The organism is Haloferax elongans ATCC BAA-1513 (genome assembly GCF_000336755.1).
Lineage (GTDB): Archaea > Halobacteriota > Halobacteria > Halobacteriales > Haloferacaceae > Haloferax > Haloferax elongans.
The window spans coordinates 1-16,091 of record NZ_AOLK01000017.1 but is presented as its reverse complement, the minus strand read 5'-3'; the positions used below and the strand labels follow the sequence as shown (position 1 = coordinate 16,091).

At 61.7% G+C, this 16,091-nt stretch carries 16 protein-coding genes and 1 pseudogene; 11 read left to right on the top strand and 6 right to left on the bottom strand.

Annotated features, from left to right (window positions below; genetic code table 11):
- Positions 1–56: 56 nt before the first annotated feature.
- Positions 57–326 (top strand): annotated as a pseudogene (locus tag C453_RS19570) (GNAT family N-acetyltransferase); the annotation flags it as partial.
- A gap of 41 nt (positions 327–367) precedes the next feature.
- Here the strand turns inward: C453_RS19570 and C453_RS10160 are convergent.
- Positions 368–2,371, bottom strand: a complete 2,004-nt coding sequence (locus C453_RS10160; RefSeq protein WP_008324342.1) for an AMP-binding protein — start codon at positions 2,369–2,371, stop codon at positions 368–370.
- A gap of 123 nt (positions 2,372–2,494) precedes the next feature.
- Between C453_RS10160 and C453_RS10155 the strand changes: the two genes are divergently transcribed.
- Positions 2,495–3,079: a GNAT family N-acetyltransferase gene (locus tag C453_RS10155; protein ID WP_008324340.1), complete on the top strand. Its 585-nt coding sequence runs from the start codon at positions 2,495–2,497 to the stop codon at positions 3,077–3,079.
- 9 nt (positions 3,080–3,088) lie between these two features.
- Here the strand turns inward: C453_RS10155 and C453_RS10150 are convergent, their stop codons facing one another.
- A complete protein-coding gene (locus C453_RS10150; protein ID WP_007540340.1) occupies positions 3,089–3,355 on the bottom strand; it encodes a hypothetical protein in 267 nt (88 codons plus the stop codon).
- 75 nt (positions 3,356–3,430) lie between these two features.
- Positions 3,431–3,682, bottom strand: coding sequence for a DUF7520 family protein (locus C453_RS10145; protein WP_241430720.1), 252 nt, complete (start codon positions 3,680–3,682; stop codon positions 3,431–3,433).
- Positions 3,683–3,793: 111 nt separating this feature from the next.
- Here C453_RS10145 and cdd point away from each other — a divergent pair, with 111 nt between their 5' ends.
- From cdd to C453_RS10130, 3 genes are all read left to right on the top strand, one after another.
- Positions 3,794–4,216, top strand: coding sequence for a cytidine deaminase (gene cdd, locus C453_RS10140; RefSeq protein ID WP_008324337.1), 423 nt, complete (start codon positions 3,794–3,796; stop codon positions 4,214–4,216).
- 46 nt (positions 4,217–4,262) lie between these two features.
- A complete protein-coding gene (locus C453_RS10135; protein WP_008324327.1) occupies positions 4,263–5,081 on the top strand; it encodes a nucleoside phosphorylase in 819 nt (272 codons plus the stop codon).
- Between the two features lie 134 nt (positions 5,082–5,215).
- Positions 5,216–6,409, top strand: coding sequence for an NAD(P)/FAD-dependent oxidoreductase (locus tag C453_RS10130; protein ID WP_008324326.1), 1,194 nt, complete (start codon positions 5,216–5,218; stop codon positions 6,407–6,409).
- Positions 6,410–6,568: 159 nt separating this feature from the next.
- Here the strand turns inward: C453_RS10130 and C453_RS10125 are convergent, their stop codons facing one another.
- Positions 6,569–7,102, bottom strand: coding sequence for an Rrf2 family transcriptional regulator (locus C453_RS10125; protein ID WP_007540321.1), 534 nt, complete (start codon positions 7,100–7,102; stop codon positions 6,569–6,571).
- A gap of 165 nt (positions 7,103–7,267) precedes the next feature.
- Between C453_RS10125 and C453_RS10120 the strand changes: the two genes are divergently transcribed.
- The 5 genes from C453_RS10120 to C453_RS10100 all read left to right on the top strand — a co-directional run bounded on the left by C453_RS10120 (position 7,268) and on the right by C453_RS10100 (position 10,625).
- A complete protein-coding gene (locus C453_RS10120; protein WP_008324323.1) occupies positions 7,268–8,188 on the top strand; it encodes an NAD-dependent epimerase/dehydratase family protein in 921 nt (306 codons plus the stop codon).
- Positions 8,189–8,325: 137 nt separating this feature from the next.
- Positions 8,326–9,225: an arginase gene (rocF, locus tag C453_RS10115; RefSeq protein WP_008324321.1), complete on the top strand. Its 900-nt coding sequence runs from the start codon at positions 8,326–8,328 to the stop codon at positions 9,223–9,225.
- Positions 9,225–9,692, top strand: a complete 468-nt coding sequence (locus tag C453_RS10110; protein ID WP_008324320.1) for an NUDIX domain-containing protein — start codon at positions 9,225–9,227, stop codon at positions 9,690–9,692. The genes rocF and C453_RS10110 overlap by 1 nt, the downstream gene beginning before the upstream one ends.
- A 65-nt stretch (positions 9,693–9,757) precedes the next feature.
- Positions 9,758–10,126 carry a hypothetical protein gene (locus tag C453_RS10105; RefSeq protein ID WP_008324314.1) on the top strand — a complete coding sequence of 123 codons (369 nt, stop codon included), beginning with the start codon at positions 9,758–9,760 and terminating at the stop codon, positions 10,124–10,126.
- 130 nt (positions 10,127–10,256) lie between these two features.
- Positions 10,257–10,625, top strand: a complete 369-nt coding sequence (locus C453_RS10100) for a hypothetical protein (protein ID WP_008324313.1) — start codon at positions 10,257–10,259, stop codon at positions 10,623–10,625.
- Between the two features lie 65 nt (positions 10,626–10,690).
- On the opposite strand, the gene gyrA is transcribed toward C453_RS10100, so the two are convergent.
- The gene (gene gyrA, locus C453_RS10095; protein WP_008324312.1) at positions 10,691–13,273 is read right to left on the bottom strand and encodes a DNA gyrase subunit A; all 2,583 of its coding nucleotides are present in this window, start codon (positions 13,271–13,273) and stop codon (positions 10,691–10,693) included.
- A 1-nt stretch (position 13,274) separates the two neighbouring features.
- Entirely contained in the window at positions 13,275–15,194 is a 1,920-nt protein-coding gene (gene gyrB, locus C453_RS10090) for a DNA topoisomerase (ATP-hydrolyzing) subunit B (RefSeq protein WP_008324311.1), read from the bottom strand.
- 221 nt (positions 15,195–15,415) lie between these two features.
- On the opposite strand from gyrB, the gene C453_RS10085 reads away from it, so the two are divergent.
- Positions 15,416–16,091 (top strand): DNA topoisomerase VI subunit B (locus tag C453_RS10085; protein ID WP_008324310.1); only part of this gene is annotated, 676 nt, incomplete at its 3' end.

Here is a 16,091-nt window from a genome sequence, read left to right as displayed (position 1 = left end):
AGCCCGCTCAGAGATGTGTATAAGAGACAGGCCTCACGCCCGTTCGACCGGAACTCGTCTACTGGTTCTTACCCGAGTATCACGGACAGGGGTACGGAACGGAGGCCGTCAGTTGCTTCGTCGAATACGTCTTCCGCAACGTCGATTGCCACGGCGTTCACGCCGGCGTGTTCGACTTCAACGAGGGGTCGCGCGCCCTCCTCGAAAGACTCGGATTCACCGAAGAAGGACGGTTCAGAGAAGCACGATTCGTCGATGGGTCGTACGTCGACGTGGTTCACTTCGGCCTGTTGCGCCGCGAGTGGGAAGCACGCCAGTCAGACTGACGGGGCAACTCCTTGCAGGAGCGCCCAGCGGGACCCCAGCCTCAGGACGCCTGTTCGAGCTTTTCGAGCGCTTCGGGGTTCTCGATGCTGCTCATGTCGCCGAGTTCTTCGCCCGCGTAGATGGAGGCGATTGCCCGGCGGATAATCTTGCCCGACTGCGTCTTCGGGAACTCGTCGACGAAGAGAATCTCGCGCGGGCGGAACGGCTTGCCGAGTTCCTCGCCGACGACGCCACGGAGTTCCTCCCGCAGGTCGTCGCTCGCTTCGACCCCGTCTTCGAGGACGACGTAGGCGACGACGGCGGTTCCGGTGGTTTCGTCGTCGGCACCGACGGCGGCGGCCTGATTCACGGTGTCGTGTTCGATGAGCGCGCCTTCGACTTCGGCGGGGCCAACTTTCCGACCGGCCACGTTGAGGGCGTCGTCGGCCCGGCCGTGGAGGAACCAAAAGCCGTCTTCGTCTTTCTGCGCCCAGTCGCCGTGGTCCCAGAGGTTCTCCCACGACGACCAGTAGGTGTCGAGGTAGCGCTCGTCGCCGGACCAGAGGCTCTTGGTCATCGACGGACAGGAGTCGCGGGCGACGAGGAAGCCGCGTTCGTGGGTGTCGGCGATGGACTCACCGGCGGAATCCACGATGTCGATGTCCATCCCGAGGCCGGGGCCGCCCAGACTGCACGGTTTGAGGGGTTGGGTCGGCATCGGCATGAGGAAGCAACCACAGATTTCGGTGCCGCCGGAGATGTTGATGATGGGTGCCTCGCTCCCGCCGACGTTCTCGTAGAACCACATCCACGATTCGGGGTCCCATGGTTCGCCCGTGGACCCGAGGAGCCGCAGACTTGACAGGTCGTGTTTCTCGACGTGTTCGTCACCGTACTTGCGGAGCGCGCGGATTGCCGTCGGCGAGATGCCGAAGGTCGTGAGACGGTGGCGCTCTATCATGTCCCAGAAGCGGTCCGGTTTCGGGTAGTCGGGGGCACCCTCGTACATGAAGATGGTTCCGGCGAAGGTGTGGTTCCCGATGAGCGTCCACGGCCCCATCATCCAGCCAATGTCGGAGACCCAGAAGAAGCGGTCTTCGGGCTTTTGGTCGAAGCCGAAGTGAATCTCTTTGGCCGTCTGCATCTGGACGCCCGCGTGGGTGTGGACGATACCTTTCGGCTTGCCGGTCGTCCCCGAGGAGTACAGGAGCATCGACTCGGCGTCCGAGGGGAGTTGTTTCGTCTCGTACTCCGTCTCAGCCTCGCCGACAGTGTCTTCCCACCACTCGTCGCGGTCGTCGTTCCACGGGATGTCAGTTTCGCCGTTTTCGTCGTCCTCGAACCGCTGGTAGACGACCGTGTGTTCGACACAGCCCGCCTCCTCGATGGCTTCATCAGCGGTCTCTTTCAGCCGGACCTCCGACCCCCGGCGGTAGAAGCCATCTGCGGTAAAGAGAACCGAACACTCGGGGTCTTCGAGACGGGTCGCCGTGGCGTCGACGCCGAATCCAGAGAAGATGGGGACGGCGATAGCGCCGACTTTGAAGCACCCGTAGAGGATGGAGATAACTTCGGGAACCATCGGCATGTAGAGGCCGACCGTGTCGCCGGTTTCGATGCCGTAGGATTCGAGGACGTTGGCGACGCGGTTCGCCTCCCGGTAGAGGTCGTGGTAGGTCTGTTCGACGACGTCACCGTCTTCGCCTTCCCAGATGCAGGCGACGCGGTTTCGGTCCGGTGAGTCGACCGCCGCGTGGCGGTCCAGCACGTTGTGGGCGATGTTGATTTCACCGCCGGGGTACCAGTCTGTAAACTGCGGTCCCTCGCTGTTATCGCGCACCTCGTCGTAGTCTTCGTAGAAGTCGATGCCGAGATAGTCGACGAGTTCGTCCCAGAACCAATCGACGCCGGAGGCCCCCACACCCGGCATCTCGGTCGTGGTCCGCTCGATGAGTTCGTCGTAGTCGTCGATGTCGTACGCCCGCATGAACTTCGTCACGTTGGCGTCGTCGACGAATTCCGGGTCCGGTTCGTGCACCACCGTGTCGGTATCGGGTACGTCCATAAACCGACATACCGCGACGGCAACCAAGAATCTTTACTGTCTTTCATTTGGAATCGCCGAGACCAACGACGATTGGGTGGTTCGCCCGGGGTGTTTTTGTCGGCCCGTCAGCTATACTGCACTATGTACGTCCGGGATGCCAAGAACCGAGACGAGGCCTGGTTGCTCGACGCGCTTGAGGAACTAGGGTTCGACGATGGCGCGTTTCGGTCCCGCGACTACGTCATCGCGCTCGACGAAGAAACCAACGAGAAGGCCGGATTCGGCCGGATTCGCGTCCACAAGAGCGACGAGCCGTTCTGCGAGATAACGTGTGTCGGCGTGCCCGAGCGGTGGCGACGACAGGGTGTTGGTGCACACGTCATCGAACGTCTCGTCGACCGGGCCCGAGCCGAAGGGTTCGACACGGTCTACGGCTTCTCGTCGGCGTATCGGTACTGCACGCAGTTGGGGTTCGACCCCGTTGACGTCACCGACCTTCCGACTCCCGTGAACGAGCGCCTCCAACAGGTCAGAGAATCCGACGACGACGCCATCGCGGTGCGTCTCGACCGCGACGAGTTCGCCATGCCGGAGCGACTCCGGGAGCGATTCAAGTCGGCGACGCCGATGGCCGACCCCGGGGCGGGAGAGCCGGAACTCTCGGCGGAAGACTTCGGCTACGACGAGGAGACCCCGACGAAGTATTCGACGAACCTCCGGCGGTAAACCCGGATTTCAGGTCCGGTCTTCGAGGAAGTCGGTGCTGAAGACGATCCACGACAGCACGCTACAGAACAGAATCGGCGGGAGGATAGCGAATCCCCACAGGGGTTCGAGCCCCTGCAGTAAGATGAGGACCACGTCGGCGAGTCCGAGCGCCAGAAACGGTGCTGTCGCCAGCGCGGCACGTTTTCGGTTTTTTCCGCCCTCTTCTTCCGGGAGCGGACCGGGTCCAGACTCATCGGACGAAGTCGGCGTCGACGTCGACGAGGGCGCGTCCATGCTCGTCCCTCGGGCGTGGACGGAAAAAAGCAGTGCCCTTTCGCTCTGCGACGCGTTCGATTCGGCCAGTGCGTCTCAGGCCTCTTCGAGACGCGACGCGAACTCGACGAGACCGAACAGCGCCCCGAGGGCGACCACCGAGACGACCATCCCGTAGAGGGCAAAGGCGACGGGCGTCGTCGGCAGTGAGAGTACGCCGAACAGTTGTATCGACTCGGCGACTTGCCCGCCGTTTTCTCCGATAAACACGCCGAGGATACCCGAGATGAGGACGACGCTCACGCCGATGACGAGGAAGACCCGCCGACCGCCCATTCTATCGCTCACGACGCGGGGTAGTGGCCGAACCGTATAGTCCCTTGCGGGATTGGGTAGCCTAAGTGGTGACTGCCCACGAGACGAACCACATAAGCGACACCGCACGAATTCCGCGACACGATGCCCGAAGCACTCGTCGAACGCGCTCGCGACGCTCTCGACAACGCCTACACCCCGTACTCTGAGTACACCGTCGGTGCGGCTCTCCGAACCGCCGACGGAACCGTCTTCGTCGGCTGTAACATCGAGAACGCGAACTACTCGAACAGCCTCCACGCCGAGGAAGTCGCCATCGCCGAGGCCGTCAAGAACGGCCACACGGAGTTTGACCGTATCGTCGTCACCTCGGGGGCACGAGACGGCGTCACCCCCTGCGGAATGTGTCGCCAGACCCTCGCGGAGTTCGCCGACGAAGACCTCGAAATCGTCTGCGACCTCGGCGGCGAGGAGACGGCCGAATACACTCTCGGCGAACTGCTCCCGAACACCATCTCGCTCGACACGCTCGAAGCGGCCGCCGAAAAGCGCGACGCTGAGGAGTAGACTACGAGAACGCAAGAATTTCCACCGTCCCCCCGGGAGTACCTACATGAACGACAGTGAGGACCCGAACGCGGAGGTCCAGTACCACCTCGAAGTCGGTCCCGAGGACCTCGCAGACGCTGTGTTGCTCCCCGGGAACCCAGAGCGTGTCGACAAAGTAACCGCCCTCTGGGAAGATGCTGAGGAGAAGGCCTACCACCGCGAGTACCGAACCGCGACGGGAATCTACGACGGGACGCCTATCTCTGTCACCTCGACGGGTATCGGAAGTCCGTCGGCAGCTATCGCCGTCGAAGAACTCGCTCGCGTCGGCGTCGATACCTTCATCCGCGTCGGGTCGTGCGGTGCGATTCAACCCGAGATGGACGTCGGCGACCTCGTCATCACGTCCGGTGCCGTCCGGCAGGAAGGAACCTCGAAAGAGTACGTCCGCGAGGACTACCCCGCCGTCGCCGACCACGAAGTCGTCTCCGCCCTCGTCGCTGCCGCCGAGCGTCTCGGCTACGACTACCACGTCGGACTGACGATGAGTGCCGACTCGTTCTACGCCGGGCAGGGTCGCCCCGGATTCGAGGAGTTCCGCGCCGCAGGGTCTGACTCGCTCGTCGAGGAACTCCAGAACGCGAACGTGAAGAACATCGAGATGGAGGCCTCTGCACTCCTCACCATCGCCAACGTCTACGGACTCCGCGCTGGTGCGGTCTGTTCTGTCTACGCGAACCGCGTCACCGGCGAGTTCCGAACTGAAGGCGAGTCCCGCGCGGCCGAAGTCGGGAGTCTCGCCGTCCACCTCCTCGCGAAGATGGACGAGGTGAAACGCGAGGCTGGCGTCGAACAGTGGCACCCGGGCCTGTCGCTGGACTGAACACACACGAACCCGAGTGAATCGACAACCGTCGAAGTAGAATTTCGACGGCTCGGGCGGTGTAGCGGTCAAATCGGCGCGAATTGGGAGCGCGTTTCAAAGCCCCTTTATCTAATGACGACACAGACGACGACATGAGTACACAGGTCGTCGTTCTCGGCTCCGGGTACGCCGGTGCCGGTGCCGTAAAGCGCCTCGAAGAAGAACTCGGGTATGACGCTGAACTGACGTGGGTCGCCGAACACGACTACCACCTCGTGCTGCACGAGGTCCACCGTTGCATTCGCGACCCGAGCGTCGAATCGAGCATCGCGATTCCCATCGACGACGTGAAATCGCCCGAGACGAACTTCGTCAAGGGCCGTGCCACGAACGTCGACATCGACGAGCGCGTCGTCGAACTCGAAGGTGGCGACACGGTCGACTATGACTACCTCCTCGTCGCTATCGGCTCTTCGACCGCGTTCTTCGGCATCGAGGGCCTCAAGAAGTACGCCCACCAGCTCAAGGGCCTCGACGACGCTCGCGAGATTCACCAGGACATCAAACAGGCGTCGGCCGACGCCTCCCGTGACGACCCCGCGAAAGTCGTCATCGGCGGTGCCGGTCTCTCCGGCATCCAGACGGCTGCCGAAGTCGCCGAGTACCGCGACCAGAACCGCGCACCCATCGACATCCAACTCGTCGAGGGGATGGACGAAATCTTCCCAGGCAACGACCCAGAACTGCAGGGTGCGCTCCGCAAGCGCCTCGAAGCGCTCGACATCGAGATTCTGACGGGCGACTTCATCTCGAACGTCGACGAGGAGACGGTCTACATCGGTGGCGGCGAGGACGAAGACCCCGACGAACTCGCCTACGACGTGCTCGTCTGGACCGGCGGTATCACCGGCCAGCCCGAAGCACAGGATGTCGACCTCGAACAGGACGAGCGCTCGCACCGCTTCTACGCGGAAGACGACTTCCAGACGAGCGACGACCGCGTCTTCGCGGTCGGTGACTGTGCCCTCGTCGAGCAGGGGTCCGACAACGTCGCGCCCCCGACTGCACAGGCCGCCTGGGACGCTGCTGACGTCGCTGGCGAGAACGTCTCTCGCGCCATGGACGGCCGCCCGCTCAAGCGCTGGTCGTTCACCGACAAAGGGACGGTCATCTCTATCGGTCACGACGCCGTCGCTCACGCGGTCAAGTTCCCCGTCGTCGGCGAGTTCCCCGTCAACGTCTTCGGCGGCCCGCTCGCTCGCATGCTGAAGAAGGGCATCGCCGCGAACTGGATTGCTGACGTGACGACGGTCAACCACGCGCTCTCTGCGTGGAGCGACCTCTAAGCAGCGCCGTCCCGACTACGCTGTCTCACGTATCGGACTGTTTTTTAACGGACGTTTGATTATTCGGCCAGCCAGCAAAGCACCGATTCGACCCGACGATAGGTCAGATTGAGCAGTGGCTCAGAGTGGAGAAAAGAGAGAGAGAAAGAAAGACGGCAGTTAGTGCTGTGCGTCGCCGACAGGAGCCTTCATGTCGTCGATGCGCAGGATGAGAATGTTGCTGGTGTCGTCCTTTCCGTCGAGCGTCCCGTCGACGACGAGACGGGAAAGCGGCGTCGGGCCGACGCGGACCTTGTCGCCTTCGTGGAAGTCGCGGACGGAGCCCTGCACGTGAATTTCGGCGCGGCAGAGTTCGGGGTGGTGAACGCTCGACAGGTCGACTTCGTCGACGTTTGCGCCTTCGACGAGTTCGTCGTTGTGGAACAGCGGGACCGACGCTGGCTCGTCCATCTTTTCGACGTCGAGTGCTTCGTATGCGTTCGCCGTGGGCTTGTAGCCGCCTTTCGGACCTGGGACACCTTCGACGAGCTGCAGTGCCTTCAGGCTCTGCATCTGGTTTCGAATCGTCCCGGGGTTACGGTTTACCTCTTCGGCGATGTCTTCGCCCTTGACCGCATCTTCCGACTCGCGGTAGAGATTGATGAGTGCCGTGAGGATTGTTTTCTGACTCGATGTCAGTTCGATTGATGACATGGAGAGTGGTTGGCGACATACGTCCTTAAATGCGATGGATGAGGGGTCGAATCTACCGTTTGTCTAATTTACAACCATTATACACTCATGAATGTTTATTTTGGACTGTAGATTCAGTGGTGGGATGACGATAGCACTTTACGTCAGACGAGTGTTGAGTCGACCATGAACGGAAGGCGAGTCCTCGTCACTGGTGGTGCTGGCTTCATTGGATCGAACCTCGCGAACCACCTCGCGGAGGAAAACGAAGTCGTCGCCGTCGACGACCTCTATCTCGGTACGCCCGAGAATCTCGACGACGGCGTCGAGTTCCACGACGTGAGCGTCCTCGATGACGACCTGCCGACCGAGGGCATCGACGTGGTGTTCCACCTCGCGGCCCTCTCGTCGTACACGATGCACGAAGAGAACCCGACGAAGGGCGCTCGGGTCAACATCGAAGGCTTCGTGAACACGGTCGAACAGGCTCGTGACGACGGCTGTGACACTGTCGTCTACGCCTCCACGTCCTCGATTTACGGGTCGCGAACCGAGCCGTCTCCCGAAGACATGCCCGTCGAGGCACGAACCGGCTACGAGGCGTCGAAACTCGCCCGTGAGCGCTACGCCGAGTACTTCCATAACCACTACGACATGCAGCTCGCCGGCCTGCGATTCTTCTCCGTCTATCAGGGCTTCGGCGGAGCAGAAGAACACAAAGGCGAGTATGCCAACACCATCGCACAGTTCGCCGACAAAATCGCCAACGGCGAGCGTCCCGAACTGTTCGGCGACGGAACCCAGACCCGCGACTTCACCCACGTCGACGACATCGTTCGCGGCATCGAACTCGCCGCCGACCACCGTCTGCAGGGCATCTACAACCTCGGAACGGGCGAGAGCTACACGTTCAACGAGATGGTTCGGATGATAAACGAGACACTCGGCACCGACGTGGACCCGAAGTACATCGAGAACCCACTCGACGTGTACGTCCACGACACGATGGCCGACAGCACGAAGATTCGCGAGGCGACCGGCTGGGAACCCCAGATTCCGTTCGAAGAGGGTGTCCGCCGGGTGTGCGAACCGTACCTCGACGACTAGCGTCCCGAACACCGGCGTCGTATTCTCACGCACCAAGCGACTATTTTCGATACGTAGACGCACGGAGAGGGGTGAATACTAAATACAATAGTTTAGTATTCCGATGCCACTAAATCACGTGCCCGATAGCTTCAACCATGAACCAGCAGACCCGGATTATCGGTGTTCCGACCGACTATGGAGCGAATCGACGCGGCGTCGACATGGGTCCGTCTGCCATCCGCTACGCCGGATTGGCGACGCAACTCAAAGCCGCCGGTGTGACCCCGACCGACGCGGGTGACCTCGCGGTCCCCCACCATGCGATTCGCGACGCAGATGCGGGTGGAGAAAACGCGAAGCACATCAACGAAGTCGAGGAAGTCTGTACGGCACTCGCCGACGCCGTCTCAGGTGCCCTCGCTGAAGGTGCGACACCGCTCGCTATCGGTGGCGACCACTCCATCGCAATCGGGTCGATGGTTGGAAGCGCCCGTGACGCCGACATCGGTGTCATCTGGTTCGACGCCCACGGCGACTTCAACACGCCGGAGACCTCGCCGTCGGGTAACGTCCACGGCATGCCGCTGGCCGCTGCGCTCGGTATCGGCGACTTCGAGGGCGTCGAGTGGGCGAACACCGACGGTCTGAAAGAAGAAAACGTCGCTATCGTCGGTCTCCGCGACGTCGACGAAAACGAGACCGCCGCCATTCACGACAGCGATGTGACCGCCTACACGATGTCCGATATCGACGAGCGCGGCATCACCGAGATTACGCAGGAAGCACTCGATGTCGCCACGGACGGCACCGATGGCATCCACGTCAGTCTCGACCTCGATTGGCTCGACCCCCGCGAGGCACCCGGTGTCGGAACGCCCGTCCGGGGCGGTGCGACCTACCGCGAGGCCCACGCGGCGATGGAACTCGTCGCCGACTCGGGGGCGATGCGCTCGCTCGAACTCGTCGAAGTCAACCCTATCCTCGACGAGCACAACGAGACGGCCACGCTTGCGACCGAACTCGCCGCCAGCGCCTTCGGCAAGAGTATCCTCTGATGGCAGCCCCCAGAGAAGCGCCGGCACCCCACGACCTCGCCGCGGGCGTCGTCGTCATTCAGGACGACGCCATCCTCGCGGTCTACGAGAAGGGTCGCTGGGGATTGCCGAAAGGCGGGTCTGAACCCGGGGAGTTCTTCTTCGAAACGGCCTCCCGCGAGGCTGAAGAGGAGACCGGCGTCCCCGTCGAGGTGCAGTCGCTCGCGTTCACCAGCGAGATTCGCGGGCCGGACCGCCGTATCTACCTCCAGCGGTTCTACCACGCAACCCCCACTGAGGACGTCGAACCTGCCCCGAGCGACCCCGACGACGAAATCGAGGAGGCAGCGTACCTCCCGCTTTCGGAACTCGGCTCGACGCTCACCTATCGCCCACGGGTCGAACCCCTCCGCGAGTGGCTCAGAGACCGCAAACCGCGGCACTACACCTACGATCTGACGAGCGAACCGTCGCACGTCGACGAGTAGGGCGTCGGCACCGTGTCGCCGGGCGAGACGGTGACTATTTACAGCCAAATTGTCAACTTTCGGTGATGAGTCACAGAACGCTTCCGTCACTCGTTGGTCTTCTCGTGGCGGTGTTCGTCGGCGGTGGACTCTACTGGTTCGCCGAAAACGTCGGGCTGGCGCTTGCCACGGGGGTTACATGGGGTGGAGGGGTCGCCATCATGTTGTACACCGCGCGGCGCTTTCCGTCTCTGTACACCAGAGACACGGGTGACAATACACGATGGCTCGTACTCGGAACTGGACTTCTCACTGTCCCCGCTACTGTCGGCATTGATTCGTCGCTACCCCTCCCGTTCGAACTCCGTCTCGGACTCCAATTTCTCGTTATCGGAACCGGGGTCGTCGGAATCGCGGTTGCGACGGTGGCTGAGTTGGAGCGAAACACGGCGTAAGCCGGGATATCGAGTCTTTTGAATTGTCGAACGTTGGGGGTGAGAATAGCTGGTCGTGGAGTCGCTCTCACAGCAGGCTTCACGTCGAAAGGGGGCAGTTATTTATCATCGAATTAGGGTTACTGGCCGTATGGAGCGCACGTCTCTCGCTTGGCTCGTTGGCCTTCTCGTGACGATACTCGTGAGTAGCGGACTCTACTGGTTTGCGAATACTATCGGGTTGGCGGTAGCGACGGGACTGGTTTGGGGAACCGGGGTCGCAACCATACTGCACATCGGATGGCACTATCCATCTTACACCACGGGAGACGAGTGGGGAGACAAACGGTGGACTGGACTGAGCACCGGTCTCGTCACGCTTGCTGCGACAATCGGCGTGAGTCCGACGCTCCCCGTCTCGGCAGAATTACGGCTTGGACTCGGATTTCTCGTCGTCGGCGTCGGGTTCGTCGGCTACACGGCGGCCACCATGGCAGAGATAGAACGAAACACGGCGTGAGACTGCGTCGTCGCCACTCACGAAACAGATACTAAAAGAAAATCCCGGCGTCTCCGGGGCTCGAATTACTCTTCGTCCGCGACTGCTTCGGCTTCGGCGTCGGCGTCAGCCTCGGTTTCCGCGTCCGCGTCGTCTTCGAGTTCTTCGTCTTCGGTCGTCATCTTCGGTGGTATCACGTCGACGGAGGCGACGAAGTCGCCCGCATCGAGGTCCATGACGATGACACCCATCGTGTTGCGGCCAACCGTCGAGATATCTTCGACGGGTGTCCGGACGATTTGGCCTTCGTCGGACATCACGACGAGGTGGTCGCCCTCGCCGACCGTGTTGATGGCGCAGACGGGACCGTTGCGCTCGTTGGCCTTGATGTCGATGAGGCCCTTCCCGTTCCGCGATTGGGCGCGGTAGGCATCGAGGTCGGTGCGCTTGCCGTACCCGTTTTCGGTGACGGTCAGAATCCAACTGTGGTGATCTTGGTCGATGGCGGCGACACCGGCGACCTTGTCGTCGCCTTCGAGTTTGATACCGCGAACACCGCGCGCGGAGCGGCCCATCGCCCGGACTTCGTCCTCGTGGAAGCGGATAGACATCCCCTGCTCGCTGCCGATGACGAGGTCTCGGGTACCGTCTGTGACTTCCACGTCGACGAGTTCGTCGTCCTCGTCAAGTTTGGTAGCGATGATACCCGTCGAGAGGATGTTCTGGAACTTGTCGACGTGGGTGCGCTTGATGTACCCGCTCTGTGTCACCATCGTCAGGTATCCCTCGATTTCTTCGAGGTCGTCGCAGTTGACGACGGCCGTAATCTCTTCGCCGTCGTCGAAGTCCAAGAGGTTGACCGCGGACTTCCCGCGGGCCGTACGGGACATCTCCGGCACTTGGTAGGTCTTGAGTTGATAGACCTGTCCGTGGTTGGTGAAGCACAACAGGTCGTCGTGGGTGTTCGCGACGAACACCGACGAGACGCTGTCGCCTTCCTTCAGGTCCGTGCCGATGATACCCTTTCCACCGCGTCGCTGGGCGCGGAAGCGCGAGACGGGCATGCGCTTGATGTAGTCGTCTTCGCTGACGACGACGACCACATCTTCCTCGGCGATGAGGTCGGCGCGGGTGACTTCGCCCGTGTTAGCGACGAACGAGGTGCGCCGGTCGTCGGCGTACTCGTCTTTGATGTCGAGAAGCTCGTCTTCGATGACGGCGTCGAGTTCGTCTTGGTCGGCGAGGATGGTCTCTAAGCGCTCGATGGTCGCTTGGACCTCCTCGTACTCGTCTTCGATTTCGGCCGCTTCCATCGAGGTGAGCGAGCCGAGTTGCATCGCGACGATGTGGTTCGCCTGGTCGTCCGAGAAGTCGAACGACGGGAGCGGTTCGCCGTCGACTTCGACGACGACGTCGCCGCGGAGGGCGGCTTTCGCGTCGTCGCGGCTCTCGGAGTTCCGAATCGTCTCGACCACGGCGTCGATGTTTTCGAGGGCCTTTAGCCGGCCTTCGAGGATGTGCGCGCGGTCTTCGGCCTCGGCGAGTTCGTACTCGGAGCGGCGGCGAACGACCTCGCGGCGGTGGTCGAGGTAGTGCTCCAGCGTCTCTTTCAGCGTGAGGACTTGCGGTTGGCCGTTGACGAGCGCGAGGTTGATGACGCCGAAGGTGGATTCGAGGTGGTTGTCGAGAAGCTGATTCTTGACGACCTCGGCCATCGCGCCGCGCTTGAGTTCGATGACGACGCGGATACCGTCGCGGTCGGACTCGTCGCGGATGTCGCGGATGCCCTCGATTTTCCCGGCGTTAACGTCGTCGGCGATGCGCTCGATGAGGCGGGCCTTGTTCTCCTGATACGGGAGTTCGTTGATGATGATGCGGCCTTCCTCTTCTTCGACCTCGTAGTCGGCGCGGACGCGGATGCGACCGCGACCCGTCTTGTACGCCTTGTGGACCGCGTTTCGGCCGACGATGTTTGCGCCGGTCGGGAAGTCCGGTCCCTTGACGTGCTCCATCAGGTCCGAGACGGTCGCATCGGGGTCCTCGATGAGTTCGACGGTCGCGTCGATGACCTCGCCGAGGTTGTGCGGCGGGATGTTCGTGGACATCCCGACTGCGATACCCGACGAGCCGTTGACGAGCAGGTTCGGGAACGACGACGGGAGCACTGTCGGCTCCTGCTTGCGGTCGTCGTAGTTCGACTGGAAGTCGACAGTGTCCTTGTCGATGTCCGCGAGGAGTTCCTCGGCGATGGGGGCCATGCGGGCTTCCGTGTAACGCATGGCGGCCGGTGGGTCGCCGTCGACCGAACCGAAGTTCCCCTGTCCGTCCACGAGCGGGTAGCGCATGGAGAAGTCCTGCGCCATACGCGCGAGAGCGTCGTAGATGGCGGAGTCACCGTGCGGGTGGTAGTCACCCATCGTCTCGCCCACGATGGACGAGGACTTCCGGTGCGAGGAGTGGGCGGTTACGCCCGCTTCGTTCATCGCATAGAGGATGCGCCGGTGGACCGGCTTGAGACCGTCGCGCACGTCGGGGAGGGCGCGACCCGCGATGACGGACATCGCGTAGTCGATGTACGACTGCTCCATCTCGTCTTCGATGCGAGCGTTCTTTACTTCCGCCGCGATGCCCGCGTCGGGTTCGAAGGAATCTGGTGCGTCAGAACTCATATCAGATATCTACCCACTCGGCGTCCGTCGCGTGGTCCTTGATGAACTGCTTTCGAGGCTCCACTGCGTCGCCCATTAGGATACTAAACATCCGGTCGGCCGCGGCCGCGTCCTCGACCGTGATACGCTTGAGAACACGGTTTTCGGGGTTCATCGTCGTCTCCCAAAGCTGGTCTGGGTTCATCTCTCCGAGTCCCTTGAACCGCTGGACCTGCGTGGGGTTGCCGTTGCATTTCTCTTCGATGATGCGGTCGCGGTCTTCCTCGGTCATCGCATCGTAGGTGTTGCCGCGGTAGCGAACGCGGTACAGCGGCGGTTGCGCGGCGTACACGTAGCCCGCTTCGATGAGGGGACGCATGTGCCGATAGAGAAGCGTCAGGAGCAACGTTCGGATGTGTGCCCCGTCGACGTCTGCGTCCGTCATCAGGATGATGCGCTGATAGCGAGCATCGTCGATATCGAACTCGTCGCCGATACCGGCGCCGATGGCGGTGATGAGTGCGCGAACTTCGTTGTTTTCGAGGATGCGGTCGAGACGGTGTTTCTCGACGTTCAGAATCTTCCCCTTGATGGGGAGAATCGCTTGGAACTCCCGGTCTCGGCCCTGCTTCGCAGAGCCACCTGCGGAGTCGCCCTCCACGACGAACAGTTCGGACTTGGAGGGGTCGCGACTCTGACAGTCGGCGAGTTTACCGGGGAGCGCAGTCGATTCGAGCGCAGACTTGCGGCGCGTCAGCTCTTCGGCCTTCTTCGCGGCCTTGCGGGCGCGGGCGGCCTCGACTGCCTTCGAGATGATGGCCGTCGCCACGTCCGGGTTCTCCTCGAAGTACGTGCCGAGTTTCTCGTGCGTGATGCTCTCGACGATACCCCGAACTTCGGAGTTGCCGAGTTTCGTCTTCGTCTGGCCCTCGAACTGCGGGTCGGGGTGCTTGACGGAGATAACGGCGGTAAGCCCTTCGCGAACGTCCTCGCCGCGGAGGTTATCGCCGTCGAGGTCAGAGAGCATCCCCTCGGAGTTCGCGTAGTCGTTGACGACTCGCGTGAGGGCGGTCTTGAACCCAGTCAGGTGAGTCCCGCCTTCGCGGGTGTTGATGTTGTTCGCGAAGGCGTGAATCGACCCCTGCAGTTCGTCGGTCGCCTGCATGGCGATTTCGACCGCGATGCCCTCGGTCTCGTCTTCGTAGTAGATGATGTCGTCGTGCAGCGCCGTCTTCGTCTCGTCGAGGTATTCGACGAACTCGCGGATGCCGCCTTCGAACATGAAGGTGCTCGACTCCTCGCTCCGTTCGTCCGTGAGCGAGATTTCCACACCGGAGTTGAGGAAGGCAAGTTCGCGAAGACGCGTTTCGAGCGTCTTGAACGTGAAATCAGTCGTCTCGAAGATTTCGTTGTCCGGCCAGAAGGTGATGGTCGTCCCCGTCTCTTCGTCGGGTTCCATGTCGCGGACCCGCTCGAACGCGCCCTGGACGGGTTCGCCCTTCTCGAAGCGGTGGTGCCAGACGGCTCCGTCGCGCATGATTTCGACTTCGAGTTCCGTCGAGAGCGCGTTGACGACAGAGACGCCGACGCCGTGGAGGCCGCCGGAGACCTGATAGGATTTGTTGTCGAACTTCCCACCGGCGTGGAGGACGGTCATGATGACCTCGACGGCGGGTCGATTGTACTGTTCGTGCGTGTCTACCGGGATGCCGCGGCCGTTGTCGGCGACGCTCACTGACCCGTCTTCGTGGAGGGTCACTTCGATAGCGTCGCAGTACCCTGCTAGTGCCTCGTCGATGGAGTTGTCGACGACTTCGTAAACAAGGTGATGAAGACCACGGGAATCGGTAGAACCGATGTACATCGCCGGACGTTTTCGAACGGCTTCGAGCCCTTCGAGAACCTGAATTTGTCCGGCCCCGTACTCGTTTTCCTGTGACATCTGAACAGGTCTAAGACACCTCGTCCCTTAAAGGCTCGCACGCGCGGGCGCGTACTACTTACCGAATCGTCGCTTGGGACAATCTACTGGAATTTGTGACTCTCTGTCACTGGCGGTGATGTCTGAAAAATGCTAGCAAGCGGCGACATCGCACCGCTGTTCACTTTCACTCTGCTGCCGGTGGGTACTTAACGTGGGACTGGGTAGATGCGCAACAGGAAATGACCTCGTTCCAGTCGACACTCGGCGACGAGTCGGAGATCGCAGAGGAGCTGGCGAAAGGCCAGCGAGAGATCTCCATCGCCGAGTTCTTCGAGAAGAACAAGCACATGCTGGGCTTCGACAGCGGAGCCCGAGGGTTGGTGACCGCCGTCAAGGAGGCTGTGGACAACGCGCTCGACGCCACCGAAGAGGCGGGTATTCGGCCCAATATCTACGTCGAAATCAGCGAAGTAGACGACTACTATCGTCTCGTCATCGAAGACAACGGGCCGGGCATCACGAAGGAACAGGTGCCCAAAGTGTTCGGGAAACTCCTCTACGGTTCTCGTTTCCACGCACGCGAACAGTCTCGCGGTCAGCAGGGTATCGGTATCTCTGCGGCGGTTCTCTACTCCCAACTGACGAGCGGGAAGCCCGCCAAGATTACCAGCCGTACGCAGGGGTCCGCCGACGCCGAATACTTCGAACTCGTCATCGACACCGACAAGAACGAACCGGAGATTCGTGCCGAGAAGACCACCTCGTGGGACCGACAACACGGCACTCGCATCGAACTGGAGATGGAGGCCAACATGCGGGCCCGCCAGCAACTCCACGACTACATCCAGCACACGGCGGTCGTGAACCCGCACGCGAGCCTCACGCTCATCGAACCCTGTCTCTTATACACATCTC

Coding starts and splice junctions, on each gene's coding strand:
- C453_RS10160 (WP_008324342.1), bottom strand. CDS start 2,371: ATGGACGTACCCGATACCGACACGGTGGTGCACGAACCGGACCCGGAA.
- C453_RS10155 (WP_008324340.1), top strand. CDS start 2,495: ATGTACGTCCGGGATGCCAAGAACCGAGACGAGGCCTGGTTGCTCGAC.
- C453_RS10150 (WP_007540340.1), bottom strand. CDS start 3,355: ATGGACGCGCCCTCGTCGACGTCGACGCCGACTTCGTCCGATGAGTCT.
- cdd (WP_008324337.1), top strand. CDS start 3,794: ATGCCCGAAGCACTCGTCGAACGCGCTCGCGACGCTCTCGACAACGCC.
- C453_RS10135 (WP_008324327.1), top strand. CDS start 4,263: ATGAACGACAGTGAGGACCCGAACGCGGAGGTCCAGTACCACCTCGAA.
- C453_RS10130 (WP_008324326.1), top strand. CDS start 5,216: ATGAGTACACAGGTCGTCGTTCTCGGCTCCGGGTACGCCGGTGCCGGT.
- C453_RS10125 (WP_007540321.1), bottom strand. CDS start 7,102: ATGTCATCAATCGAACTGACATCGAGTCAGAAAACAATCCTCACGGCA.
- C453_RS10120 (WP_008324323.1), top strand. CDS start 7,268: ATGAACGGAAGGCGAGTCCTCGTCACTGGTGGTGCTGGCTTCATTGGA.
- rocF (WP_008324321.1), top strand. CDS start 8,326: ATGAACCAGCAGACCCGGATTATCGGTGTTCCGACCGACTATGGAGCG.
- C453_RS10110 (WP_008324320.1), top strand. CDS start 9,225: ATGGCAGCCCCCAGAGAAGCGCCGGCACCCCACGACCTCGCCGCGGGC.
- C453_RS10105 (WP_008324314.1), top strand. CDS start 9,758: ATGAGTCACAGAACGCTTCCGTCACTCGTTGGTCTTCTCGTGGCGGTG.
- C453_RS10100 (WP_008324313.1), top strand. CDS start 10,257: ATGGAGCGCACGTCTCTCGCTTGGCTCGTTGGCCTTCTCGTGACGATA.
- gyrA (WP_008324312.1), bottom strand. CDS start 13,273: ATGAGTTCTGACGCACCAGATTCCTTCGAACCCGACGCGGGCATCGCG.
- gyrB (WP_008324311.1), bottom strand. CDS start 15,194: ATGTCACAGGAAAACGAGTACGGGGCCGGACAAATTCAGGTTCTCGAA.